This is a genomic window from Ruegeria sp. YTSA144 (assembly GCF_059610125.1).
The window spans coordinates 156,782-181,110 of sequence record NZ_JBXWNA010000004.1 but is presented as its reverse complement, the minus strand read 5'-3'; the positions used below and the strand labels follow the sequence as shown (position 1 = coordinate 181,110).

22 protein-coding genes are annotated in these 24,329 nt (G+C 57.2%); 6 read left to right on the top strand and 16 right to left on the bottom strand.

Going from position 1 to position 24,329, the window contains the following annotated elements:
- Positions 1–7: 7 nt before the first annotated feature.
- The 4 genes from AC2FF8_RS11315 to AC2FF8_RS11300 all read right to left on the bottom strand — a co-directional run bounded on the left by AC2FF8_RS11315 (position 8) and on the right by AC2FF8_RS11300 (position 4,249).
- Entirely contained in the window at positions 8–838 is an 831-nt protein-coding gene (locus tag AC2FF8_RS11315; protein ID WP_496879725.1) for a carbohydrate ABC transporter permease, read from the bottom strand.
- A 12-nt stretch (positions 839–850) separates the two neighbouring features.
- A complete protein-coding gene (locus tag AC2FF8_RS11310; protein ID WP_170345412.1) occupies positions 851–1,717 on the bottom strand; it encodes a carbohydrate ABC transporter permease in 867 nt (288 codons plus the stop codon).
- Positions 1,718–1,824: 107 nt separating this feature from the next.
- Entirely contained in the window at positions 1,825–3,129 is a 1,305-nt protein-coding gene (locus AC2FF8_RS11305; RefSeq protein ID WP_496879724.1) for an ABC transporter substrate-binding protein, read from the bottom strand.
- 94 nt (positions 3,130–3,223) lie between these two features.
- Complete coding sequence (locus AC2FF8_RS11300) at positions 3,224–4,249, bottom strand: LacI family DNA-binding transcriptional regulator (protein ID WP_170345410.1); 1,026 nt, start codon at positions 4,247–4,249, stop codon at positions 3,224–3,226.
- A gap of 341 nt (positions 4,250–4,590) precedes the next feature.
- Here AC2FF8_RS11300 and AC2FF8_RS11295 point away from each other — a divergent pair, with 341 nt between their 5' ends.
- Positions 4,591–5,811, top strand: a complete 1,221-nt coding sequence (locus AC2FF8_RS11295; RefSeq protein WP_496879723.1) for an adenylate/guanylate cyclase domain-containing protein — start codon at positions 4,591–4,593, stop codon at positions 5,809–5,811.
- 227 nt (positions 5,812–6,038) lie between these two features.
- Here the strand turns inward: AC2FF8_RS11295 and AC2FF8_RS11290 are convergent, their stop codons facing one another.
- The 3 genes from AC2FF8_RS11290 to AC2FF8_RS11280 all read right to left on the bottom strand — a co-directional run bounded on the left by AC2FF8_RS11290 (position 6,039) and on the right by AC2FF8_RS11280 (position 8,681).
- Complete coding sequence (locus AC2FF8_RS11290) at positions 6,039–6,950, bottom strand: PhzF family phenazine biosynthesis protein (protein ID WP_171364353.1); 912 nt, start codon at positions 6,948–6,950, stop codon at positions 6,039–6,041.
- 55 nt (positions 6,951–7,005) lie between these two features.
- Positions 7,006–7,986: an alpha/beta fold hydrolase gene (locus AC2FF8_RS11285; protein WP_496879722.1), complete on the bottom strand. Its 981-nt coding sequence runs from the start codon at positions 7,984–7,986 to the stop codon at positions 7,006–7,008.
- 68 nt (positions 7,987–8,054) lie between these two features.
- Complete coding sequence (locus AC2FF8_RS11280; protein WP_496879721.1) at positions 8,055–8,681, bottom strand: pyridoxamine 5'-phosphate oxidase family protein; 627 nt, start codon at positions 8,679–8,681, stop codon at positions 8,055–8,057.
- Between the two features lie 117 nt (positions 8,682–8,798).
- On the opposite strand from AC2FF8_RS11280, the gene AC2FF8_RS11275 reads away from it, so the two are divergent.
- On the top strand, positions 8,799–9,722 hold the full coding sequence (locus AC2FF8_RS11275) for a LysR family transcriptional regulator (RefSeq protein ID WP_496879720.1): 924 nt from the start codon (positions 8,799–8,801) through the stop codon (positions 9,720–9,722).
- A gap of 240 nt (positions 9,723–9,962) precedes the next feature.
- On the opposite strand, the gene AC2FF8_RS11270 is transcribed toward AC2FF8_RS11275, so the two are convergent.
- From AC2FF8_RS11270 to AC2FF8_RS11260, 3 genes are all read right to left on the bottom strand, one after another.
- Positions 9,963–10,610 carry a response regulator gene (locus AC2FF8_RS11270; protein ID WP_496879719.1) on the bottom strand — a complete coding sequence of 216 codons (648 nt, stop codon included), beginning with the start codon at positions 10,608–10,610 and terminating at the stop codon, positions 9,963–9,965.
- Positions 10,607–11,749 (bottom strand): sensor histidine kinase, encoded by a 1,143-nt coding sequence (locus tag AC2FF8_RS11265; protein WP_425079598.1) that lies wholly within the window; start codon positions 11,747–11,749, stop codon positions 10,607–10,609. Before AC2FF8_RS11265 ends, AC2FF8_RS11270 begins: the two co-directional genes overlap by 4 nt.
- Before the next feature lie 512 nt (positions 11,750–12,261).
- Positions 12,262–13,107 (bottom strand): LysR family transcriptional regulator, encoded by an 846-nt coding sequence (locus AC2FF8_RS11260; RefSeq protein ID WP_257600949.1) that lies wholly within the window; start codon positions 13,105–13,107, stop codon positions 12,262–12,264.
- Between the two features lie 86 nt (positions 13,108–13,193).
- Between AC2FF8_RS11260 and AC2FF8_RS11255 the strand changes: the two genes are divergently transcribed.
- The 4 genes from AC2FF8_RS11255 (at position 13,194) to AC2FF8_RS11240 (ending at position 16,644) form a co-directional block, all read left to right on the top strand.
- On the top strand, positions 13,194–13,661 hold the full coding sequence (locus AC2FF8_RS11255; RefSeq protein ID WP_170345402.1) for a c-type cytochrome: 468 nt from the start codon (positions 13,194–13,196) through the stop codon (positions 13,659–13,661).
- Between the two features lie 13 nt (positions 13,662–13,674).
- On the top strand, positions 13,675–14,583 hold the full coding sequence (locus tag AC2FF8_RS11250) for a c-type cytochrome (protein WP_496879718.1): 909 nt from the start codon (positions 13,675–13,677) through the stop codon (positions 14,581–14,583).
- 164 nt (positions 14,584–14,747) lie between these two features.
- On the top strand, positions 14,748–15,638 hold the full coding sequence (locus tag AC2FF8_RS11245) for a cation diffusion facilitator family transporter (RefSeq protein WP_174818418.1): 891 nt from the start codon (positions 14,748–14,750) through the stop codon (positions 15,636–15,638).
- A 169-nt stretch (positions 15,639–15,807) separates the two neighbouring features.
- Positions 15,808–16,644, top strand: a complete 837-nt coding sequence (locus AC2FF8_RS11240; protein ID WP_216597847.1) for a hypothetical protein — start codon at positions 15,808–15,810, stop codon at positions 16,642–16,644.
- 257 nt (positions 16,645–16,901) lie between these two features.
- Here the strand turns inward: AC2FF8_RS11240 and AC2FF8_RS11235 are convergent, their stop codons facing one another.
- The 6 genes from AC2FF8_RS11235 to AC2FF8_RS11210 are packed head-to-tail and all read right to left on the bottom strand — an operon-like array spanning position 16,902 to position 24,089.
- Positions 16,902–17,843 carry an ABC transporter permease gene (locus tag AC2FF8_RS11235; protein WP_171205143.1) on the bottom strand — a complete coding sequence of 314 codons (942 nt, stop codon included), beginning with the start codon at positions 17,841–17,843 and terminating at the stop codon, positions 16,902–16,904.
- The gene (locus AC2FF8_RS11230; RefSeq protein WP_496873314.1) at positions 17,840–18,883 is read right to left on the bottom strand and encodes an ABC transporter permease; all 1,044 of its coding nucleotides are present in this window, start codon (positions 18,881–18,883) and stop codon (positions 17,840–17,842) included. Before AC2FF8_RS11230 ends, AC2FF8_RS11235 begins: the two co-directional genes overlap by 4 nt.
- Entirely contained in the window at positions 18,873–20,393 is a 1,521-nt protein-coding gene (locus tag AC2FF8_RS11225) for an ABC transporter ATP-binding protein (RefSeq protein WP_496879717.1), read from the bottom strand. Before AC2FF8_RS11225 ends, AC2FF8_RS11230 begins: the two co-directional genes overlap by 11 nt.
- Complete coding sequence (locus AC2FF8_RS11220) at positions 20,390–21,748, bottom strand: amidase (RefSeq protein WP_496879716.1); 1,359 nt, start codon at positions 21,746–21,748, stop codon at positions 20,390–20,392. The genes AC2FF8_RS11225 and AC2FF8_RS11220 overlap by 4 nt, the downstream gene beginning before the upstream one ends.
- A gap of 16 nt (positions 21,749–21,764) precedes the next feature.
- A complete protein-coding gene (locus AC2FF8_RS11215) occupies positions 21,765–22,748 on the bottom strand; it encodes a BMP family protein (RefSeq protein ID WP_496879715.1) in 984 nt (327 codons plus the stop codon).
- A 39-nt stretch (positions 22,749–22,787) separates the two neighbouring features.
- Positions 22,788–24,089: an amidohydrolase family protein gene (locus AC2FF8_RS11210; protein ID WP_496879714.1), complete on the bottom strand. Its 1,302-nt coding sequence runs from the start codon at positions 24,087–24,089 to the stop codon at positions 22,788–22,790.
- Between the last annotated feature and the right edge of the window lie 240 nt (positions 24,090–24,329).

The following is a 24,329-nucleotide window of genomic DNA, read 5'->3' as shown; positions in this document are numbered from 1 at the left end:
GTGTTCCTTATTTCACAGCGCCGAAGGTCAGGCCGCGGACAAGTTGTTTCTGGCTGAACCAGCCAAGGATCAGGATGGGTGCAATCGCCATGGTCGAGGCCGCGCTGAGCTTGGCAAAGAACAAACCTTCCGGGCTGGAATAACTGGCGATGAAGGCCGTGAGCGGTGCAGCATCAACGGCAGTCAGATTGAGCGTCCAGAAAGCCTCGTTCCAGGCCAGAATGAAGTTCAACAGCACGGTCGAAGCGATGCCGGGAATGGCCATTGGGGTCAGGACATAGAGGATTTCCTCTTTCAAAGTCGCGCCGTCCATGCGCGCCGCTTCCAAGATCTCTCCGGGAATTTCGCGGAAATACGTGTAGAGCATCCAGACAATGATCGGCAGGTTGATCAGCATCAGAACCACGACCAGCCCGCCCCGGCTGTCCAGCAGGCCGAGTTGAATGAACAGCAGATAAATCGGATACAGGACACCAACCGCGGGCAGCATCTTTGTGGACAGCATCCAGAGCAGTATATCCTTTGTGCGTTTGGAAGGGACAAAGGCCATCGCCCATGCGGCCGGTACGGCGATGATGACGCCCAGAAGAGTCGAGCCTCCGGCAAGGATGACCGAGTTCCACAGGAACCGCATGTAATTCGAGCGCTCTTGCACGATGGCGTAATTCTCAAGCGTCCAGTCGAAGTTCAGAAACAGCGGAGGGCTGGCAATGGCCTGCGCCTCGGTTTTGAAGCTGGTCAGGATCGTCCAGAGGATCGGGAAAAAGATCAGCAGACCAACGGCCCATGCAAGGACAGTGTTCAGCGATTTACGGCGGGATGTGACGGAGCGGGCCATGAACTTATCTCCTCACGCGTCCAGGTTCTTGCCGACGATGCGCATCAGGAAGATCGCAACGATATTGGCAAGGATGATGGCGTAGACACCTCCGGCTGATCCAAGGCCGACATTTTGGCTTTCCAGCACGCGCTGGAAGATCAGGTAGGTGAGTGTACGGGTGCCGAAGGCGCCGCCGGTGGTCACGAAGATCTCGGCGAAGATCGACAAAAGAAAGATTGTCTGGATCAGGATCACAATGGTGATCGCACGGCCCAGATGCGGCAGGATGATGTGATAAAAGCGCTTCAACGGCGGCGCGCCATCCATCTCGGCGGCTTCCAGTTGTTCACTGTCCAGCGACTGAATCGCGGTCAGCAGGATCAGCGTTGCAAAGGGCAGCCATTGCCACGAAACGATCATGATGATCGAAGTCATCGACGCCTCGGACAACCACGAGATCGGCTCGGCGCCGAAAAAGCGCCACAGATGCGCGAGCAACCCGTTCACGGGATCCATGAACATGTTCTTCCAGACCAGCGCAGATACGGTCGGCATGACAAAGAAAGGTGCGATGACAAGGATACGAACAACGCCTTGCCCCCACATCGGCTGATCCAGCAGCATCGCAAGCAGAATGCCAAGAACGACTGTGATGATCAGAACACCGCCAACAATGACCAGCGTTGCCTGCACCGCGGGCCAGAACGTGCTGGACGAGACAAAGCGGACATAGTTGTCGAACCCGACCCAGCCCAGATCACCCCCCCGCAGAGGCAGATATTTTTTGAAAGAAAAGTACAGCGTCATCGTCAGCGGCACGAGCATCCAGCCAAGCAGCAGGACCACCGCGGGTGCCATCATCAGGCGAGCAACGGATCGGGAATGTTGAGTAGCCATTACGCAAACCCTCTCTGTTCAGGCGTAACTCAGCCTGCGGGAAAAACGCGAATTGTGGAAGTGGTGAGCGGGGGACAGATCACCTGTCCCCCACCGGGAGGGAAGCCTCAGTATCCTGCGGCTTCCATTTCTTCGGCCGTAAAGGCCTGCGCCTTTTCAAGCGCTTCTTCTACGGTCTGCTGTCCGGCATAAACCGCCGAGAATTCCTGGCTGACCTGCGTGGCAATACCAGCGAACTCGGGGATCGCAACAAACTGGATGCCGGTATAGGGCGTCGGTTTGACACAACAGTTCTGCGGGTCGGCCTCAAGGATCGACTTCAGCGTCATTTGCGCGAAAGGAATGTCCTTGTAGTTGGCGTTCTCATAGAGCGAGCTGCGCGCACCCGGAGGGACATTGGCCCAACCTTCGTTTTCCGCCACCAGTTCGATGTAGTCCTTCGAGGTTGCCCATTCGATGAACTGCTTGGCCGCATCCTCTTTTTGGGTGCCCGCCGGAATGGCCAGTGCCCAGGCCCACAACCAGTTGGCGCGTTTGTCGATGCCTTCCGAATTTGGCGCCAGTGCAAACCCGACCTTGTCTGCGACGGTTGAATCATCCGGGTTTGTCACGAAGGACGCCGCAACGGTGGCGTCGATCCACATACCGCACTTGCCTTGCTGGAACAGAGACAGGTTTTCGTTGAAACCGTTGGTCGCGTAGCCGGCAGGGCCTGATTCATTCATCATGTCGACAAAGAAAGTCAGCGCCTCTTTCCACTCAGGCTGGTCGAACTGAGGCTTCCAGTCCTCATCAAACCATCGTGCGCCGAAGGAATTCGCGGTCACGGTGATAAAGGCACCGCCTTCACCCCAACCCGCCTTGCCACGCAGGCAGATGCCGTTGATATCGTTGTCACGGTCCGTCATCGCAGCCGCCGCCTCGCGGATGAACTGCCATGTTGGCGCCTCAGGCATCTCCATCCCGGCCTTTTCCATCAGGTCGGTGCGATACATGATCATCGAGCTTTCGCCATAGAACGGTGCCGCATACAGCGTACCCTCATGGCTCAGGCCACCCGCCATCGCAGGAAGCAGATCGCCGACATCATATTCCTCTGACAGTCCATCCAAAGGAACCAACCAGCCATTCGCGCCCCAAATCGGCGTTTCGTACATGCCGATGGTCATGATATCGAACTGACCACCCTTGGTGGTGATGTCGGTGGTAACACGCTGACGCAGGACGTTTTCCTCCAGCGTCACCCATTCCACGTCAATACCGGTCGCCTCGGTGAAGTTGTCGGTATAGCCCTGCATCCGGATCATGTCGCCATTATTGACTGTTGCGATCGTGATCGTTTCTGCATGGGCCGCGGCCGTTGCGACTAAGGTCAGTGCCGTCGCCGCACGAAGTGCGTTCTTCAAATACATCCTTGTCCTCCCTGAGCTTGGATGCCGTACTCGGAAAGTAGTGCGTAATTTGTCGCGGCGTCAATAAAAACTTTACGCGCGTTAAAAAATGAAGCTACGCAGAATCCCTCAAAACCAGTCGTGCGGGGAATAACGTTTCCGATCGCGCCTGAAGTTTCCCGCCACTTTCAATGAGTTGGAACAGGGTTTCAACACTGCGCGCCGCTACATTATCATAGTCATGCGCTGCCGTTGTCAGGGATGGACATGTAAATTTTGCGAACGGGTGCCCATCATTCGAAGCTACACGCAACGTGCAATCCTCTTTCCGACCGACCCGAATCCCCTGTTCGTAGCAAGCGGCAAGAAAGCCGATGGCGAGCCGGTCATTGCTACACAGAACCGAGTTCGTCCTCAATTGACCTTCCTCCAAGATCTTCATCGTGCCTCTGTGTCCAATTTCTTCAAACGCCCAACCTTTGCCATCAACCTTGAGAATATGCGGCTCATGTCCGAGGCGCTCCATGATTTCGACATACGCCTTGCGCCGTTTGTTGGCATTGGGGTTTGCGGGTGTTCGCATTTCGAAGAAGGACGGGGGTTCACCAGTGCGGGTCATGTATTCGACGGTTTGCGACACAAAACTAAAGTTATCCGATCCGACAAAGGCTGCTCCCAGACCATCAAGATTGCTGTCGAACAGAACGGTCGGCACATTGGCACAGAATTTCTCGATCGCAGATCTGTCCGAAATTCGGCCCAAAGGGGCCAATAGAACACCGGCGGGTTTCATCGATTGCAAGCCGTCCAGAATTTCGTTCTCCAGCTTCTGCTCGCCATGAGAGCTGAACAGGGACGGCCGATAACCTGCCGCAATGCAACTTTGTTCCAGATAGCGTGCAATCTCGACAAAGAACGGGTCCGCCAGATAGGGCACGACGATTCCGATATTCTTGGTAAGCTTCCGGTTCTGGTTCACCGCGTAAATGTTGGGGCGATAGTCGAACCGTTCCAGCGCCTCTTCAATTCGGGCCCGCGTCGTGGGGCGAACGCTGTCGGGATCGTGAAAGTATTTGGAAACCGTAGGGCGCGAGATGCCGCTGAGCGCTGCAAACTCTTCCATGTTCTTTATCTTGGTCATGCCAGTCTGCCTGCCGGATTTGTTCGCCATGAATTTATCATAGTTTTACATATTCTTTGCGCGCGCTAATAAATCAATAGCCAGAGCGGCCTCGTGCAATCAGCGTGCGACAAGACGTTCAAAAGGATTTCGAGAGCGACGCCGGCCTTTTTGGCAAGGTTCATTCAAATTGGGCAAAGATCGTATTCGGGAAGGTCTGCGCGTGGCAGGGCTGGCGCTTACGGCCAATAACCGTGGACCGAACAGCAGGCTTGGATGGGGCAACAAAAAGACTAGAATAATAGGATCGAACACTGAACCCAAGTTCTTGACGATCTTGTTCAAGCGATTGGTTTTAAACAATGGATGCTGTTGCGAAACTGACCAATTGGATGATTGCCGAGGGGCGTCGTTCGGATGACCCGGAAAAAGTGGTGTCATATTTCTGTTCGTCTCTGACCGAGGCGGGTGTGCCGCTCTGGCGGGTCAATATCGGTCAGCGTTTCGCCAATCCGCTGCTTATCGCATGGGGGATCGTCTGGACACCGGATGGCACCGAAAGCTATGACGTGACACATGAGACCATGCTGACGGATGGGTATGTCGGCAGCTCATTCGAGTACATTCTTGAACATCGGAAGCCACTTCACAAAAGTCTGCGGCAATTGAACCCCAGGACTGAGCACTCATCATATCTTGATTTCGCTGAGCTGGGTGGCACCGATTACTATGCTACGTTGCTTTATTACGGAGACGGATCGCTGCACGGCTGTACTTTTGTCACCCGGTCGCCAGACGGGTTCTCGCCCCAGAATCTGAAAATGATAGAGGATGCACTGCCCGCTCTGTCCTCTGCTCTTGAACCTGTCACGATGCGCAAGTCGTCCAAAGGCCTTCTGAGAACCTATCTTGGCGATGGGCCTTCTGATGCTGTGTGGAACGGGCGGATCAAGCGAGGGGAACGCACGACCCTGGATGCAGTTGTCATGTTTTCTGACCTTCGTGGTTTCACCGCTCTTTCGGACAGGGCATCCGAAGAAGACGTTTTCGACATGTTGAGTGGATACTTCGATCTGGTTGTGCAGTCTGTCGAAGAGAATGGCGGCGACATTCTCAAGTTCATGGGAGACGGCATTCTGTCGATATTCACTGTCGCGACACAGGAAGATTTGAACGCCCAATGCAAAAGGGCAGCACGGGCCGCTCAAAGCGTTTTGACCGGTTTGGCCGCACTGAACCATCGCCGCGATGAGGCTCAGAAGCCGCCGTTGGACATAGGCATCGGGATCAATGTCGGGCAGGTCAGCTATGGCAATATCGGCAGTCCCGGCAGGCTGGATTTCACTGTTCTGGGTAGAGCGGTCAACCTTGCAAGCCGTATCGAGGGGTTGACGAAATCCCTGGGTCACAGAGTTCTGGCGACGTCAGCGGTTGCCGCTGCTTCGCCCGACCTGTTCACGGCTTGTGGGTTTCACGAAGTGCGAGGGCTTGCCGGATCCATCGAGTTGTATTCGCTCGTCGAGAAGGAGCATCAAGGCAGCCCCATGCCAGATCGCCGCATTGACCCGGACAACACGGATTGAGAGCGGTAAGCTTCTACCTTGTCCGCAATGGCCGGTTTCGATTTGGGGTGAGGGCGGCCAGGCATGCGCACTGCAAAGATCGGCAGCGCGCAGTCCGGTCCATGGAATCGGGCCTCGCCCTGCGCTGAGCATGGTGCCGTCGCTGGACCCTTGGACGAGACGTATTCGAGTTCAAGGATCTGGGTGCAACCGAGACCGGTGCTGCGGACACACCTGGCATTTTCGCGTCACAAGGCAATCCGGGCCGAGGTCATGGCTTTTCCGTAACCACCGGCCATGAGGCCCGTGATTGCACCGTTCTCGATGTCCAGATCGACCTTTATCAGGCTCGGGCTCGCCGGCTTCATAAACACCCCTTGTTCAATTTCAAATGATCGCTGAGACGTGCCGCCGAAATCATGCAACACGCATGCCAGTGGCCCGGCCGCCATCCCCGTGGCGGCTTCTTCATCTATCGCGTATCTGGGTGCGAACATACGGGTTGTGGCGTCTCGGCTTGTTGCTGAGGGGTCCTTTGTGAAGACATAGTAACCTATCAGATCCAGTTGCTCGCTGATTTGCTTGATTTTGGCGAAATCCGGTCTGACCTTGGCAAGGCCTGCCGCATCAGAAAGACCGACAACGATGAAGCTGTTGCCGGTGTTGACCAGAACCGGAGCAAACCTCTGATCCAGATCAGCATTGTCGATCCCGAGAGAGCACAGTACATCGTCGAGTTTCACGCCCTTTTCGATCCATTCCTGAGCCCCCCAATAGCGTGGGGCCAATTGTTCCATATAGGCGGCGCCGTCTTTCACGAGTATGCGCCTGGGGCCATCAACAGTTTCCTTGGACGTATCGGGTTTCGGAATCCGGCCTAGCGCATCGAGGTGAGAGAAGGCCGCGATTGTTGCATGACCGCAATGAGCGATGCGCCGGTTCGGTGTGAAGAAATCCAGCTTGAAGCCTTCCGTTTCGGAGCGAGAGACAAACGCCGTCTCGGACAATCCAACCCTTGCCGCCACGGTTTGCATATCGCGTTCGCTCAGATCATCAGCGTCCAGGACGACACCTGCGGGATTTCCTCCGGTGCCACCGTCGACAAACCCGTGCACGATTTCAACCGTGACTTCCTTGGCAGTGTTTGCTTGCGTGTTCATTGATCGTCTCCAAACATGAGGCCGCGCCCTTGATCGAGGCGCGGCCAGTTGCGCATCAGTTGCCGGCGGCGGTTATACGGTTCAGGAATGCAGTCATCTGTTCCGCAATCTCGGGCCCGTATTCTTCCAGCGCGAAGTGTCCGGTATCAAGCAGATGAAACTCAAGGTCTTTCAGGTCGCGCTGATAGGGCAGGGCGCCTTCGGCCGGAAAGATGTGATCGTTCTTACCCCACATCAGCAGCGCCGGGGGTTGATGCTCGCGAAACAACGCCTGCCATTTCGGGTACTCGGCAACGTTGGTGCCGTAATCCAGGAAAAGTTCAAGCTGAACCTCCTGATTGCCATCGCGATCAAGCAGGTATTGGACGTGCCAATAGTTGTCCGGGCTGATCCGTTCCGGACTCTGTACACCGTGGGTGAACTGCCACTTGGTCGCATCCAGAGTAAGAAATCCACGAAGCTGGTCGCCATTCTCTTTCGAGGGGTCGGCCCAATAGGCTTTGATCGGGTCCCAGAATTCTCGCAGCCCTTCCTCATACGCATTGCCGTTCTGAATGACGAAGCCGGTAACCCGTTCGGGCTGTTCCGCAAACATCCGGAATCCAACCGGGGCACCATAGTCCATCAGATAGACCGCGTATTGATCGACACCCTTTCGATCCAGCAGGGACGTCATGATTTCGGCGATATTCGCAAAGGAATACTCGAAGTCTTCGGCTTGCGGCATGTCCGACGCCCCAAATCCGGGAAAGTCGGGCGCGATCACGTGATAATGCCTGGCCAGCTCGGGGATAAGGTTGCGGAACATATGTGACGAGGTCGGAAAACCATGAAGCAACAGGACGGTTGGCCTGTTCGGGTCTCCGGCCTCACGATAGGCGATATTGACCTCGCCGATTTTTTCTGCGCGGAAATTGACCGCTTGGGTGGCTTCAATGCCGATCTCATTGGCGATTGCAGGGGCCGGAGCGAATGGCACCGCGATGGTAAGCGCGAGCAGACTGGCGCTCAGGGTGGATTTCAGATTGCGCGACATGGGTGTTTCCTTTCTTGGGGTTCTTGGGGTTCTTGGGGCGCGTCTGAACGCGCGGGGTTCAGCATCGATCAGCGTTGCTGGCCGGGCTTTTCTTTTTGATCTGCGTTTCGAGCTTTCAGTTCCGCCAGTTCATCGCGAAGCGGCGCCAGATGCTCTTCAAACTCTTCCAGGGTCAGGCGTTGGGGGATGTGCTGCGGGCAGTTCCAGTCCATCGCTTCAAGCTTGATCACAATGGCCCGCTCTGGGTGGCCCCTGTAGTTCGGGTCACTCAAATGTTGCATCAGGGCCGGATCATCTGCGCCATCAACAAGTTTCGCCCGGCCCCAGATCTTGAGGCGTCTCCGGTTGGGATAGTCCATCAGGATCAGAGAAACGCGGTCGTTGTTTAGCAGGTTACCTGCGCTCAGATATTGCCGGTTGCCGCGAAAATCTGCGTAGGCCAGCGTCCGTTCATCCAGCACTTTCAGAAAGCCTGCCGGTCCGCCGCGGAATTGGACATAAGGCCAGCCGGTTTCAGAGACGGTCGCCTGATAGAAGCCGTCCCTTTGTGCGATGAAGCTGGCTTCGACCGGGCTGATGAGGTCTTCCTGTACGGCGCCGGCCAGAAACTTTGCATAGCCTTCAGCCGATCCGTTCCTAGCCTGTGTTGCACGTACGGAAGGCGTAAAACTGATTTCTGCAAAAGGACGTGACATTGAATTCTCCATCTCAGCCGGGCAGAGCCCTGGGGTTGAGGTGAAGCTAGTCAAAGCTTTGGTGTTGCAGAATATCCCTTTTCGGCAATATATTATTCCGAAATATGGAATAGTCGTTTGGATAGATTTCACGCTCTGAGCGTTTTTGTGAAGGTGGCCGAGTTGAAAGGCTTCGCTGCCGCAGCGCGCCACCTCAATATGTCGCCACCAACGGTAACCCGACTGGTCTCCATGCTGGAGGACAGCCTGGGGCTCCGTCTTTTTGTGCGCACCACGCGATCAGTCATGCTGACAGACAGCGGGCGAAGATTCCTTGAAGATGCCAGACGCATTCTGATGGATCTCGAGGAGGCAGAGCGTGCCGCCGTCGGATCCTATGCCGAACCGACCGGGGAACTCAGCGTGACCGCATCGGTGTTGTTCGGCCGAATGTTCGTCAATCCGATTCTGGGAGAATTTCTGGAACTGCATCCAAAGCTCTCCGCGCGCACTCTTTATGTGGACCGTGTGGTCAATCTGATTGATGAGGGCCTCGACGTCGGCATCAGGATTGGAAACCTTGCAGATTCAAGCCTGATGGCCGTGCGATGCGGTGCGGTGAGGCAGGTCGTGTTTGCCGCTCCGGCATATCTCGATTCGCGCGGCGAACCTGACACACCCGACGACCTTGCCAATCACGCCATCATTAATTCAACTGCCCTGCACCCCTCGGCCCAATGGCATTTTCAAAAGAGCGAGACGGTCGTGACAAAACGTGTAAGTCCCCGCATCAGCATGAACACCAATGATGCGGTGATCGAGCTGGCCCTGCAAGGGCATGGCATCGGGCGGCTCTTGTCCTATCAGGTGGCACCCTACCTTGCGGACGGGCGGCTCAGGACCGTTCTGAATTCGTATGAACCACCCGAGATTCCCATCCATCTTGTGCATCAAGAGGGCCGTACCGTGTCTGCAAAAGTGCGTGCATTTGTCGATTTTGCGGCCAAGCGTCTCAAATCAGACCCCTATTTGGACGGATTCCAACACAGACCTGCGGGTTAGGCCAAAAGATCCGCCGAACCACGCCATCCGGTCGCGGCCAGGGTCGCCAGGGTCCTGACCGACAGATCACTCTGGGCATGCCCTTTGAGGTGAGTCCGCGCGAAACCTGCTAACATGCGCAACACAGCTTGCCACCGGACGGATTTGCGGGCACGAAACTGAAATTTCAGGTCCCGGGCACACACGCCTTTCGAAGCGATGGAGCCAGCATTGAGCATGCCATCACGTTTGACTGACGGCTTAGTCCGTCTTGCCCCAAGCATCGTGCGCGATCAGCGCGGCCTCGACCCGGTTTCGGGCGTGGAGCTTGGACAGGATTGCCGTCATGTAGTGTTTCACGGTTTTTTCCTGAAGATCCAGTTGATCTGCGATCTCCCGATTGCTCATCCCCTTCGCCACACGTCGAAGTATTTCTTCCTCGCGATGCGTAAGATCATCCAGGACATCACCATCCTTGGAATTCTCCGCCTCTCTGTTGATCTGAAGCAGCACGCGCGAGGCCAGCCCGGGCGACACGAATCCTTCGCCCGCGGCGATGCTGCGCAGTGAGGCGGTCAATTCGCTGGCTGTCACACCTTTGACGATGTAGCCGATTGCCCCGGCTTCCAAAGCATCCGCAACGTCACTGTTGTTTTCCGAGACCGTCAATATCGCGATGAATGGCGGGTTTGCCATAGCCGCGATTTTTCGCGTCGCATTTATGCCGCCCCCGGGCATCGAAAGATCGAGGATGGCGATGTCAGGTTGATGAATGCCGACAAGTGAAACTGCCTCATCCGCGCTCGAGCCGGCAGCGAGAACTTCGAAACCATCGGCTTCGTCCAATGTCCGGTGCAAACCGTCCCTGAAAATCGGATGATCATCCGCTATTACGACAGATGTTGTCATGACGTACTCATCTTTCTGGGAAATAATGTCATTGTGACAGAGGTGCCTTTGCCAGGGCTTGACCAGACTTCGAACCTGCCACCGATACTCTCAACCCGATCTCGCAAACCCAGAAGTCCCTGGCCTCCATCGTCGCGCAGTACTTTTCCGTCCGAGGGGTCAAATCCGGGCCCGTCATCGTCGACATGAATGACGACCCGATCGTCATGCGCCTTGCAAATGACGGTGCATCGAGAATTCGGAGCATACCTGGCGGCATTGGAAAGCGTTTCCTGAAGGAACCGAAAAACACACAACTTGTCGGAGACGGACAACTCGATCGTCTGGCTTCCCTGAAGTGAAACTTCTGGCCGCAGCGGGCTGTGTTCCGAGTGATCTTCTATGGCTCTTTTCACCACATCAATCAGCGCCAGATTGTCGATGTCCGGAGCGGACAAGCCCCGCGACAACGCACGAATTTCGGCCAGGGACTTCTGCAAAGACTGTTGTATTTCCTCAGCTTCCGCAGGCTTTTCTGGCCTGTCCGAGAACGCCGCCTCCAACCTGAGGGCCGCAAGGGACAGGTATTGAGCTGGGCCGTCATGAAGTTCGGAACCAAGTTTCTTCAGAAAGCGATCTGTTTGCGTGGCATATCGTTCCGACGCTTCGACCACGCGCGACCGCAGCCTGGCGTTCTGCTCTGCCATCTGCTCGCTCTCTTTCAGACGCCGCTCCAACAGGCGCCCCTGACGTCGAATGGTGTTGTCACCGATTGCCACGATGGAAAACAGAACGATTGTACTTGCCGTAAACGCTGATCCGACGACCAGCCAGCTTGTCCGCCGGGCTCTGGCCATATCAACTTCCAGCTGTTCCGCTTTTTCATAAAACTCTGCAACTGCAATGATATCTCCTGACCAGAGTTCTCGGATCGGGCTGTACACTTCAAGCAGCGGGATCCCAAGTGCTGCTTCTGCGGCGCTTTCGGCATGGTCGAGATCTTCGAACGAACCCGAAATCTCTCCGTTCCAGGCTCGGCTCAGATCGTCAGTCGGATCGAAACGGCTTCCAATGATGGTCGGATCCGACGCGTGCGCGATCACGCCGCCTTGCTTCCAAAACTTGAAGGAAACAATGCGGTCACGCAGTGGCTGGGTCATGAAAATTTCGTCCAGTGCCCGCCTTGCTTGATCGGAAAGACGATCCCCGTATGCAAGTTCCTGGCTGAGAGGGGATACGATGCTCTCCATATACAGCGCCGCGGAGTTGGCGGAGTTTTGGACAACTGCATTCTCGATCCGATTTGACACCCACACGCCAACTATCGCGGTGGCCGTTCCCATCACGACAATGCAGGCCGCAAGAAAAACTCGCGACAATGACCAATTGCGAACTGACAGATCGGAAATCTCGGGTCTCATTTCACGTTCAACTATGAACGACAATCCCTGTCCGCGCCACCGACCTTGGTCTGAACTCATAAGCGTTCGGTTTCAGAACTTGGCCCCTGTCATAACCCTTGTTCGCGCAATCGCGCAGACGGCGGACGGAAGGCACGCGTGGCCTTGCAGGAGCTAAACGGAGTTCGCCCGAACTCCGTCCAGACGATCAGCGCCTCGGCCCCGGAGCGTTTCTCGGAGGGGCCAAGCCTACTGGCGAGTTTTTTGATATGTCACCCGGGCAGAGCAATGGACAGGCGTTCGACCAAAGCTCTTTGTACGATGGCAAATCTCGGAGTGCGCGCTATCTCATCCAGTGTCGCCACCCACAGCGGAACGTCTATTCCGGGATCAATTTCTGACGACCGATGAAGCCGAGGATCCGCATTCCCGATAAACGAGGGCAGAAACGCTTTGCCCACCCCGGATGCCGCCATCTGCTGAAGCACCAAAAAGCTGTCTGCCCCGTTGGTCATCTCATCGGCGCTGACATGTTCGGCCAACCATTTGGCGGGAAGCGAGCGGCTCAACGCCCCATCAAGCCTCATCCATTTTCGGTTTGGGGAACCATCGTCAAAAACGCCGAATGACAATGTTCCCGCTCGTTCGCTGACAAGCCCTTCTTCAAGTTTGATCGAGGGTCGCACGGCGATGTCCGCGGTCAACCTCGACAGATCATGATGGCTGTTGCCACTTAACAAAGTCAGTTCCAAGCCGGGGTAAAGCCGCGATATCTCAGTCAATATTTGGGGCAGTACAAGCTGACAAAGGCTGTCCGTGGACGCAATGCGGACCTGACCCGCAGGGGACCGGTTTGCACCCACAATTGCCCGCTCTACGGAAAGTACCGCCTCTTCAACGCTTTCCATCGCCGAAAGAATTGCACTGGCCTCGGGCAGGGCGGTGTACCCTGACGGGTGTTTTTGAAAGATCACGCATCCAAAACGGTCTTCAAGCGCGGCGACTCTGCGCAGCACCGTTGCATGAGTAACACCCAGCGCCCCGGCAGCCGCATTCAGCGATCCGTGTTTCCTTACGGCCAGCGCGTACCGAAAATCATCCCAGTTTTGGTTGTGCATAAATTAACAAGGAACGATGAATAACAAACAATTACAAGAAAAAATGTTCAGGCTAGTATTCGACGCATTGAACAGGGAGACGCACAATGATGAAGAAAATTCCGGCCATTGCGGCAGGTTTATTGTCGGTAGCCGTTATTGGATCAGCCATCGCCCATGAAAGCGAAAACCCGGCGGTGAAGGCTCGGACCTCGATCATGCAGCTTTATGCCTTCAACCTTGGCACATTGGGCGGCATGGCCAAGGGAGAGGTTGAATATGATTCCGAGGCGGCAACCCGGGCCGCGAACAACCTGGTTGTTCTGACTCAGATAGATCAATCAGCGATGTGGCCTGCCGGGTCCGACAATGCGTCCGACCCGTCTACCCGAGCCTTGCCAGCCATCTGGGAAAACTTCCCGGATGTAAGCGCAAAAGGTCAGGCCATGGCCGAAGCCGCGGTTGCGATGCAGGCGGCGGCAGGTCAGGATGTCGATGCTCTGAAGGCGGCGATGGGTGATCTGGGCGGATCATGCTCGGCATGTCACAAAGTTTACAGGGCGCCCAAAGACTAAAGGAGCGCTGGCCATGCGGCGTTTTTTCATTTTCGCCGCAGGTATTGCTGTACTGGTCGGGCTGGTCGGTTTGGTGCTGACCCGCCCGAAAAGAGTTAATCAGACACAACTGAACGGGATTGTCCCTGATCTCAGTCGAGGTGAAGCCGTGTTTTACGCGGCTGGGTGCGCGTCCTGTCATTCTGCACCGAACGCAACAGGTGAGGAAAAGCTGGTACTGGCTGGCGGACGTCGGTTTGAGACGGATTTCGGCACCTTCATAGCCCCGAACATATCCAGTGATCCGGTTGCCGGCATCGGATCGTGGTCCGCATTGGATCTGGCCAATGCCCTGCTTCACGGGACCGGGCCCGAAGGGCAGCACTATTTTCCTGCGTTTCCCTATTCGACTTACGCCAACATGTCAGTCGAGGACGTTGTTTCGCTGCATGCCTTCCTCGGCACTTTGCCGGCGGTTCCAACCCAAAGCGCAGCGCACGATGTTGGCTTTCCCTTCAACATTCGACGCGGGCTGGGCGGGTGGAAGCTGTTGTATCTGAAACCGGGCTGGGTTGTGGAAGGCGATCTGACGGACCAGCAAATGCAAGGCCGTTATCTGGTAGAGGCGTTGGGACATTGCGCAGAATGCCACACACCGCGCAACGGGCTAGGGGGCCTGAAACGCGACCTCTGGCTGACAGGTGCACCAAACCCCAGCGGAAAGGGCCGCATCCCCGGGCTGACCTCCGCCCAGTTGGATTGGTCTGAGGCTGATATTGCCGAGTATCTGAAATCTGGCTTCACGCCGGATTATGACAGCGCGGGTGGCGAGATGGTGGAAGTCATCGAGAACACATCACGCCTTACGGATGAGGACCGTTTGGCGATTGCGGCCTATCTCAAGGCCGTGCCCGCGTCACCGACAGGCGCGCCATCAGAGTAACCCTCTTTGGCGCCATGCATCGGATGCCAGATGCCCCGGTCAGCTGCCAGCACGAAGCCGCAAGGCCTATTCCCTTTTCGCCAAACTCCTGTTTTACGTTCTGGGCACCGGAGCGCAGCACTCGCCCGAGTTTCTGTTCGTGATTGATTGAGGGTCGTGGCCGAATGACACAAAAAATAGCGCTTTGGTCCATTCCGATATCCCTGGCGGTACTGGCCCTGAAGCTGCTGGCCTGGTGGCTGACGGGTTCTGTGGCTTTGTTGTCGGACGCGATGGAATCCACCGTCAATGTCCTAGCGGCGATGCTGGCTTATTTCGCGGTTCGGGTTGCAAACAAACCCCCTGATGAAAACCACCCTTTTGGTCACAAGAAGGCCGAATATCTTTCCGCCGTCGTCGAGGGCGTATTGATTGTGTTGGCGGCGTTCCTGATCATCAGAGAGGCCGTGCTGGCACTTCCAAATCCGCATCTTGAGGACGCGCCTTTTCTTGGAATCGCCGTCAATGTCATTGCAACGGGCGTGAATGGCGCATGGGCCTACTTGTTGCTCAGAATCGGCAGGCGCGAGGGGTCGCCTGCATTGGAGGCAAGCTCGCGGCATATTTTTACAGATGTCATGACGTCAGCGGGTGTCATCGCGGGACTCATGCTTGCACTTGTCACCGGCTGGCTGATCCTTGACCCGATCCTTGCAATTCTGGTCGCGCTGAACATCCTGTGGGAAGGATGGAAAGTCATTCGAGCGTCCGTTGACGGCCTGATGGATGTGAGCCTTTCCGACCATGACCTGGAAGTTGTTTCCGACACCATTGAAAACAATCTTGGCGCTGCGCTGGAGTATCACGACCTCAAGGGACGCAGATCCGCAAATATCATCTTCGTCGAGTTTCACCTCGTTGTGGACGGCGCGATGTCGGTCAGCGCAGCGCATGACATCTGCAACGAAGTCGAACACGCATTGGAACGCATTTATCCTGGTTCTGTCTTTGTCATTCATCTGGAGCCCGATGATGAGTTGAAGGGCAACGGAGCAAAACCGAGCCAAGTCTCCTAAACCACTCTCCTAAACCACGCGGTGCAATCGATTACGACGGAAGTCGTGGTTTTGGCCGGGACGTTCGGCCTGCAATTCGTCAGACCTAAGCCCGATGTCGGGAAGCAACGCCCCGGGTAATCTGTCACCGACACCATGAGATGGGTCGAACAGAACTGGAGGCGAAAGAATGAAACTTCAAGGAAAACTGGGCCAGCTTCTCAGCACCGCAGCACTGGCTTCGTTGATTGCCGCAACGCCTTACGCGCCGAAGTTTGACGCGGAAGGGCGCTTGCACCTTGAACCAGCCTATGCCTTTGCCAAAAGCGGCAGCGGAAAAGATGGGGATGGCGGCGATGACGATCGGGGGGATGATCGTGGCGGCGAACGGGACGACAACTCGGGGTCGGGCAACAGTGGTCGCGGGGGTGATCGCGACGACGACAGGGACGATGACCGCGACGACGACAGGGACGATGATCGCGACGACAATTCCGGATCCGGCAAAGGTGGTCGCGACGATGATGACGATGATGACGACGACGATGATGATGACTCGAAGCGGTCGAACCGAGGCAGCGGCAAAAAGGATCAATCCCGGTCAGGAGGCGGGTCATCGCGCACTGCCGGCGTAACCAAGGTTGAGACGAACGCCAACGGCATCGAAGTGCGTTATGCCGATGGAACCAAAGAAGAAATCGAAAACGGTCGGTATGAGAGAAAGAATGCTCAGAACCGCACTGTGGAAGAACGGCTGGCGACAGGCGCCGATGTCTCAAGGCTCCGGTCATTGGCAGATGGTATCTCCATCGACAACGTGCGCGCGTCCGGCCAAGGAGGTTCTGCGGGAAGCCGCCCGACGAAGGTTGAACGTCAGGGCAACAATATCGAAGTAAACTATGCCAATGGCTGGAAAGAAGAGATCGAGTTTGGCCGTTACGAATTGAAGGACCCGTTCAACCGAACCGTTGTCGAGAGAAATGCAACCGCCGCTGACCGCCGGAGATTGCAGGCGGCAGCCAACTAGGCAACAATAACAGGTCGAAAGACAAAAGGCGGCTTCTCATCGTCAGAGGCCGCCTTTTCCTATCGTCATTGCCGCCGGTTATTGGCGTACTGCATTGCGATCAAGGGCTTCTTGCCCAAAGTGCTGACGCAAGATCCCGCCTAATACGACAGGCACGGGTTTAAATGTCGCAACCCGCCATGACCCGAAGTTTCATGTATGTCCTGCCCCTTTCGCGCTTGCAACAACAACCCATCCACTGGTTGTGAACCCTGATCCTAGCGTTCACCGCGCCGATAGGGTGCCATCAGCGCAGCAGGCACCTCGGCCCTGCGGGCGACGAGAACGAGCGCGACGATGGAAAGCACATAGGGCGCCATCAGGAAGAGTTGATATGGCACGCCTTCAATCGCCGTTTGCAGCCGCAATTGGTATGCATCGAAAAAGGCAAACAACACGGCGCCAATCAACGCCTTGCCGGGCCGCCAGCTTGCGAACACAACCAGCGCGATGCAGATCCAGCCGCGTCCTTGAACCATGCCCGGAAAAAAACTGTTGAACGCCGTTGTCGTCAGGAACGCGCCACCCACTGCCATCAACGCTGATCCAACAACCACTGCTCCAATGCGAATGCGAATGGGGTTCAGCCCCTGCGCCTCGACCGCGTGCGGGTTTTCACCTGTCATGCGAATGGCCAGCCCCAACGGTGTCCGGGCAAGGACGTAAGCCATCACAGCCACCGCAAACAGCGCCAGATAGGTCGGCAGGGCCTGGGAAAACAGGATCGGACCCAGAATGGGGATGTCGGAAACACCCGGAACATCGAGAGGCTGGAAAGGTTCTATCGTCGGGGGCAGATCGCCCACTTCAACAAGCAACCGGTAAAGGTAGTAGGCCAGCGCGGACGCAAACAGCGTAATGCCAAGCCCCGATACATGTTGCGACAAACCAAGCGGGACCGTCAGCATGGCGTGCAGCAATCCCATCACCGCGCCGCAAAGCGCGGCAATCATCAGGCCCACCAGCAAAGGTGCGCCCATGTAGACGGCAAGCCAACCGCTCATCGCGCCCATGGTCATGATCCCCTCGATCCCCAGATTGAGAACACCCGAACGTTCACAGAGCAACGCGCCGAGGACTCCGAAAATAAGCGGCGTTGCAATGCGCAGCACGGACGCCCAGAGGCTGGTATTCAGCAGCAGATCAATTGCATCACTCATCGGCGCACCCGGTAAGTTGTGAAAAGAAGGGCCACGATCATGGTGAGCAGGCAGAGCGCCACGATCACATCGGCAATGAAGCTGGGAACGCCGGTTGCGCGGCTCATGGCGTCGGCCCCGACAAAAACTGTGGCAACGAATACGGCGGCGGCGACCACACCGGCCGGATGCAATGCGGCAAGCATTGCGACGACGATGCCGGCATAGCCGAATCCGGGACTCATGGTCGTGGTGACCCCGGCTGTAACACCCATGACTTCGACGGAACCTGCCAGACCCGCCAAAGCACCGGAAAGCAGAGCCACACCCATGATCGTTCGGGGCAGAGAAATTCCGGCAAAGGCAGCGGCACTGGCGTTCAAGCCTGCGGCGCGTGTTTCAGCGCCAAAAACCGTGCGGGCCAGGATCAGCCAAACAACACCTGCTGCCGCGATGGCAAAAAGCAGCCCGATATGAAGGCGCGTGCGGGGGATAAGATCCGGCAGGCGGTACTCTCCGCCCACTGGCACGGAGGAAGGCCAGCCAAAGGCCATCGGATCGCGCATCGGGCCTTCGATCATGAGGCCGACGAAAAGGATCACAATGAAGTTGAGCAGCAGGGTCGTCACCACCTCATCCACCCCGAAACGCAGGCGCAAAAATGCGGGGCCTGCCAACAGGGCCGCGCCCGCCGCCATGCCCGCCAGCATCAAAATCGGAATACCGATCCACCCGGGAACCCCGAGTGAATGCCCGATCCACGCGGTGATCAACGCGCCAACGAAGAATTGCCCCTCGCCGCCGATGTTCCAAAGCCGCGCACGAAAAGCGACGGCCGCGGCAAGCCCGGTGAGTATCAGTGGCGTGGCGCGGGTCAGCATCTCGGTGATCGAAAGGCGTGAACCAAGGGCGCCGGTCAGCATTTCACCATAAGCAGTCAGCGGGTTCACACCCGCCGCTGCGATTAGTCCCGCAGCCAATAACAAGGCGGTAATGATCGCGGCCAGCGGCGCAATGACCACAAGGTACAGCGGTACATGTGTGCGTCGTTCAAGCCGCATCATCATCTTCCTTCCAGACTCCTGCCATCATCAGGCCAAGGCGTTGCGGATCAGCCTCATCAGCGGATATCGGTTTCGACAATCGACCCTTTACGATGGCCTGTATCCGATCGGACAGGGCCACGGCTTCTTCCAGTTCCTCTGAAATAAGCAGAATCGCGGCACCCTCGGCCCGCGCGGCCAAAAGCTCGGCATGAACCGCGGCAATTGCCCCTTCATCAAGGCCCCGCGTCGGCTGGTTGGCGAGTACAAAACGCGGTCCGTTGGTCAGGACTCGCCCCAGGATCAGCTTTTGCATGTTGCCGCCAGACAGCAGCCGTGTTCGCGTGTCGGGACTGGCCCCTCGGATGTCAAATCGTTCGATAAGACCCGCGGTGTATTCTCGGGCGGCGCGTTGTCGGACAAAGCCTCGGCGCGAAAACTCCGGTGTGCGCAGACGTTCAAGAACTGCATTTTCCCACAGGCTCAATTCACCCACGACACCTTCTGCATGGCGGTCTTCCGGAACCCTGCCGGCGCCAGCCCGGATCATGCCACGCGGGCCCAGATGGCCGATATCCTGATTCAGTAGTGTCAACTGCCCGGCGCTTGGGTGGATCAATCCGGACAACAGCCCGCCAAGCGAGGCCTGACCGTTGCCTGATACGCCAACGATCCCAAGGATCTCGCCAGCGTGGACGGTGAATGACACGTCATCCAGCCGCAATTCACCGTCTTCTTCCACGCGCACATCGTTTGCGACCAGAACCGGCGCGCCAATCTCGTGGTCTTGACGAATAGGCCGTTCCACTTTGCGGCCAACCATCAGTTCCGCCAACTCTCCGGGGGTTGTTTCAGAGGTCCTGCGTTCCGCAACCAACCTGCCGCCACGAAGAACGGCCACACGGTCAGAGGCCGCCATGACCTCATGCAGTTTGTGACTGATGAAGATAAGCGACAGACCCTCTTTCGTCATGTCGCGCAGCGTCTCGAACAGGCGCATTGCCTCGGGCCGGGCCAGAACGGCCGTGGGTTCATCCAAGATCAGTATGCGCGCGTCTCGATACAGCGCTTTCAGAATTTCGACGCGTTGACGCTCACCTACGGAAAGGGACTTGATCCTGTCGTCGGGGTTCACGGGCAGACCAAACCGATTTGCGATCTGCAACAACTTTGCGCGCGCCTCGCCACGTGCGGACCGTGCGCGTGTCAGGGGTTCTGAACCAAGCATGACGTTTTCAAGAACCGTGAGGTTGCCCGCAAGCGTAAAGTGCTGGTGTACCATGCCCACACCCACCTCGATCGCTGCGCGGGGCAGGCCGGGTGGCAGCTTCTCGCCGAACACCCTGACAGTGCCTTCATCGGCTGCGTAATGACCGAACAGGATGTTCATCAGCGTCGTTTTTCCCGCGCCATTTTCACCCAACAATGCAAGGATTTCACCCTCGGCCAGTGTCAGGGTCACATCATCATTGGCGGTAAGCGTTCCAAAACGCTTTGTAATGCTGTGAAGTTCCAGAACCTTGTTCATGTAGGCAGGCCTGCGATTGGAGACGGAAAGGTTAGTTCGGGCGCACGCGCCTCGATCAGAGCGCCAAGTTTCAGCAGCGCAACATCCGAACCGGGTGGTCCCAGCAGTTGCACACCGATTGGCAGGCCATTTGCCATGCCAAACGGCAATGCCAAAGCCGGCAAGCCTGCGACATTGGCAAGTGCCGCGTTCGGGGCAAAGGCCTCCAGCCGCGCCATGTGTTCATCTGCGGAGGCACCAGACAGATCCAAAGTGCCAATAACGGGCGGCGCAGACGATAAGACCGGCATCAGCACGGCATCGGCAGAACTTAAAGTCTTGCGAGCACGATATGTCAGACGCGCAAGCTGCCGTGAGGCCGCAAAAAGCGCGGTGGCAGATGTGGCACGGCCTTCGGCGGCCATGGCGGCGGCAAGCGGTGGAACCTGGTCATCGCGGATCCTGAGTGCAATGAGCCACTCGGCCAGCGAAACAGCCAATATCGTGCGGGCAATTGCATGAGCCTCGGCCCCCATCTCGTCCGGGGCGCAAATGTCATGCACTTCGCAACCTGCATCGCGCAGAGCGTCAGCCGCATCTTTGGCGGCTTCGCACTGGTCAGTTCCGCAACGCTCGGGCAATGCCAATGCGATGCGGGGGAGGTCCGCCGGATATACCGGGGCCATGGGCTGGGCTACGGCTTGAAAGGCGGTTTCCACATCGCGAACGGACCGTGCCAGAACCAGTTCTGACGCTATCCCCATCAGGTGATTGGTAAAATCAGGGCCTCCGGGCACCGCACCACGTGACGGCTTGAGCCCGGTCAAGCCGCAGCACGCGGCAGGTACTCTGATAGATCCGGCCGCGTCCGTGGCATGAGCAATGGCGACGATGCCGCCTGCAACCGCAGCCGCAGCGCCGCCAGATGAGCCACCGGGCGTCAACGCGGGATTCCACGGATTGCGGGCCGCAACCATGCCATCTGGTTCACATGTCAGGGAAAGGCCGAATGGCGGTGTTGCCGACACGCCAAAAGGGATCAGGCCGGTCTGGCGCAATTCATGCAGCAGGCAGCTGTCAGTTTCGGATTTTCGCCCTTGCGCGCGGATTGCCGCAGACCCGGCAGCAGCGGGCAGCCCTTTGGCGGAACCGCCGAGGTCTTTGACCAGGAACGGAACCCCGTGAAAGGGCCCGCGCTGGTCCGATGGCGCTGCATCTGCTGCCCTCGCGCCGGCGCGGGCCATGTCTTCGTCCAGAAACACCACGGCGCCCAGATCCGCCTGCGCGTGGCAGGCTGAAAGGCTTGCTTCCATCGCGTCGGCGGCAGTGATCTGCCCTGCCGAAACGGCAGCTGCAAGAGCCGTGGCATCGGTCACGTCAAAACCCCCGGGATCAGGAGGGCTCGCTTTCGTCGATCGGAACGTCCCATTCGCCGGATTGGATCGCGGCTTGTTTGGCCTTCATCGCAGGGATGGCGTCGGCAGGCACTTCGTCAGCGACATAGATCAGCTCATTGCCGCCATGGGCCATGAAGGAATATTCAGTATAGTTGCGCCCGGTGGGTTTGCCGGCCTGAACATCCGCCACGATGGCTTCGATGGTTGGCCCATAGTTCCATATCGCGTTTGCAAAGACCGTACCGGGATAGCGCGGTGTATAATCGATAAGTGAACCGATGGCTTTCACACCACGCGCCTGAGCCGCATCCGCCGTACCGATCCGTTCACCAAACAGGATGTCCGCGCCCGCATCGATCTGGGCAATCGCGGCTTCCTGCGCGCGGGCGGGATCAAACCATGCTCCGATGAAACCGTTGAGGAAAGTGGCGTCAGGGTTCACTTCACTGACGCCCATCCGGAAAGCATTGATCAGCAGGTTCACCTCGGGGATCGGATAACCGCCGACCGAACCATAGACATTGCTTTCCGACATTCGGCCGGCAAGCATTCCGGCCAAATAGGCCGCCTCATGGTTGCGGGTGCCGAAAACACCGAAATTGTCGCCCTCCGGTCCGCCGGAAGACCCCATCAGAAACGCGGTATCGGGGTAGTCACCCGCCACTTCGCGTGCTTCGCGTTCCACCGCGTAGGACTCGCCCCAAATGATTTGCGCACCGCCTTCGGCATATTCGCGCATCGCACGGGGATAGTCGGTCGGAGCTACACCCTCGGAAAACTCATATTCGATCAGACCAGCCTCGGCGGCTTCCTGCATCGCCACATGGATCCGGCTGTTCCATGCGTTTTCGACCGGAGACATATGCACGCCAGCGACGCGGATCGCAGATTGTGCATTGGCGCGGCGGACATAAGCCGGCAGGGCCAGCGTGGCCGCAGCGCCGACGATCAGTTGACGACGTGTTGTGGTGAGTTTCATCGGAGTATCCTCTTCTGTTGGTGGCAACTATTCTTGTTTTTAAGCTTCCTGAATATTGGGCCTGGGCGCGTAATCCGCTGGATCCAGGGTCGAGGGGCGGCCGGGCAAAGAAAGCGCGGCCAGTCTTGGTTCGGTACGCGCCAGCACCTTGCCGTTTTTGATGACGGCAAGACGTGTGGCCTTCATGCGAACAGCTTCAATCGGGTCACGCGCTTGCAGCACAACCATGTTGGCCGGGCCACCTTTGCGAATTGTCGGGTCAGGCAGACCCATGGTCCTGGCACCGTTCTTGGTAACGGATGTGAAAGCCCATTCCATCGCTTCGCGGGATGTCATCGGCACCGCATGCACGCCCATATGGGCCACTTCCAGCATGTCGGCGGACCCAAGAGAATACCATGGGTCCATGGTGCAATCCTGCCCGAAGGAAACGTTCACACCTGCTGCACGCAATTCTGGTACACGGGTCAGGCCACGGCGGCGCGGATAAGTGTCCGAGCGGCCTTGCAGCGTGATATTGATAAGCGGGTTCGGTACGACGTTCATGCCGCTTTCCGCAATCAGCGGAATAAGTTTCGAGGCATAGTAGTTGTCGTATGAATGCATCGCGGTGACATGGCTTGCAGTCACACGACCCCCGAGCCCAAGGCGCGTGGTTTCATAGGCGAGGGCTTCCACATGGCGCGACATCGGATCGTCGCTTTCATCACAGTGCAGGTCCAGCATCAGGCCACGATCTGCGGCAATCTCGGCCAGCCTCGTGACCGATCGGGCGCCTTCCGACATCGTGCGTTCAAAATGCGGGATACCGCCCACCACGTCGACCCCCATATCGAGCGCCCGGATCAGGTTTTTCTCTGCATTTTCTGCGCGATACAGTCCATCTTGCGGGAATGCCACCAATTGCAAATCAATATACGGGGCAACCAGCTTGCGCACTTCCAGCAAAGCTTCGACACCCACCAACGGAGTTGACGAAACATCCACATGCGAACGGATGGCCAGCAACCCCTGCGACACGGCCAGATCGCAATATCGCATGGCCCGCTCAATCACCGCTTCGGGCGTCAGAAGGGGCTTCAGTTCTCCCCAAAGCGCGATGCCCTCCAAAAGCGTGCCCGAGACATTCATACGTGGCGTCCCCAGGCTCAGGGTGGCGTCCATATGGAAGTGCGGGTCGACGAACGGAGGTGAAACAAGGCGGCCCGTTGCATCGATTTCTTCGCGCGCCTCACCCAAGATGTCAGCGGCAATTTCCGCAACACTGTCGCCCTTGATCGCAATATCCACCGGTTCGCGGCCATCCGGCAAGCTGGCCTTTCTGATGATGATGTCAAACATTCATCTGCCCCCTAATTTGACCACATGGTAAAAGTATTCAAAAAAATTGCCATTTATTTTTGCGATGTTTTGGAATCGGCGCCTTTGACAGCCTCTCAGCTGCTCATTATCAAAGCGCGACTGATTAAATTTTGGCCATCTATAGCCCGGGATTTGGGGCAATGGCGGCCCGAGCCAAAGAGCGCCCGGTTCATCCGCGAGATTGTTTGCCGATGCAAACAAAAGCTCCGCCCGCCACCG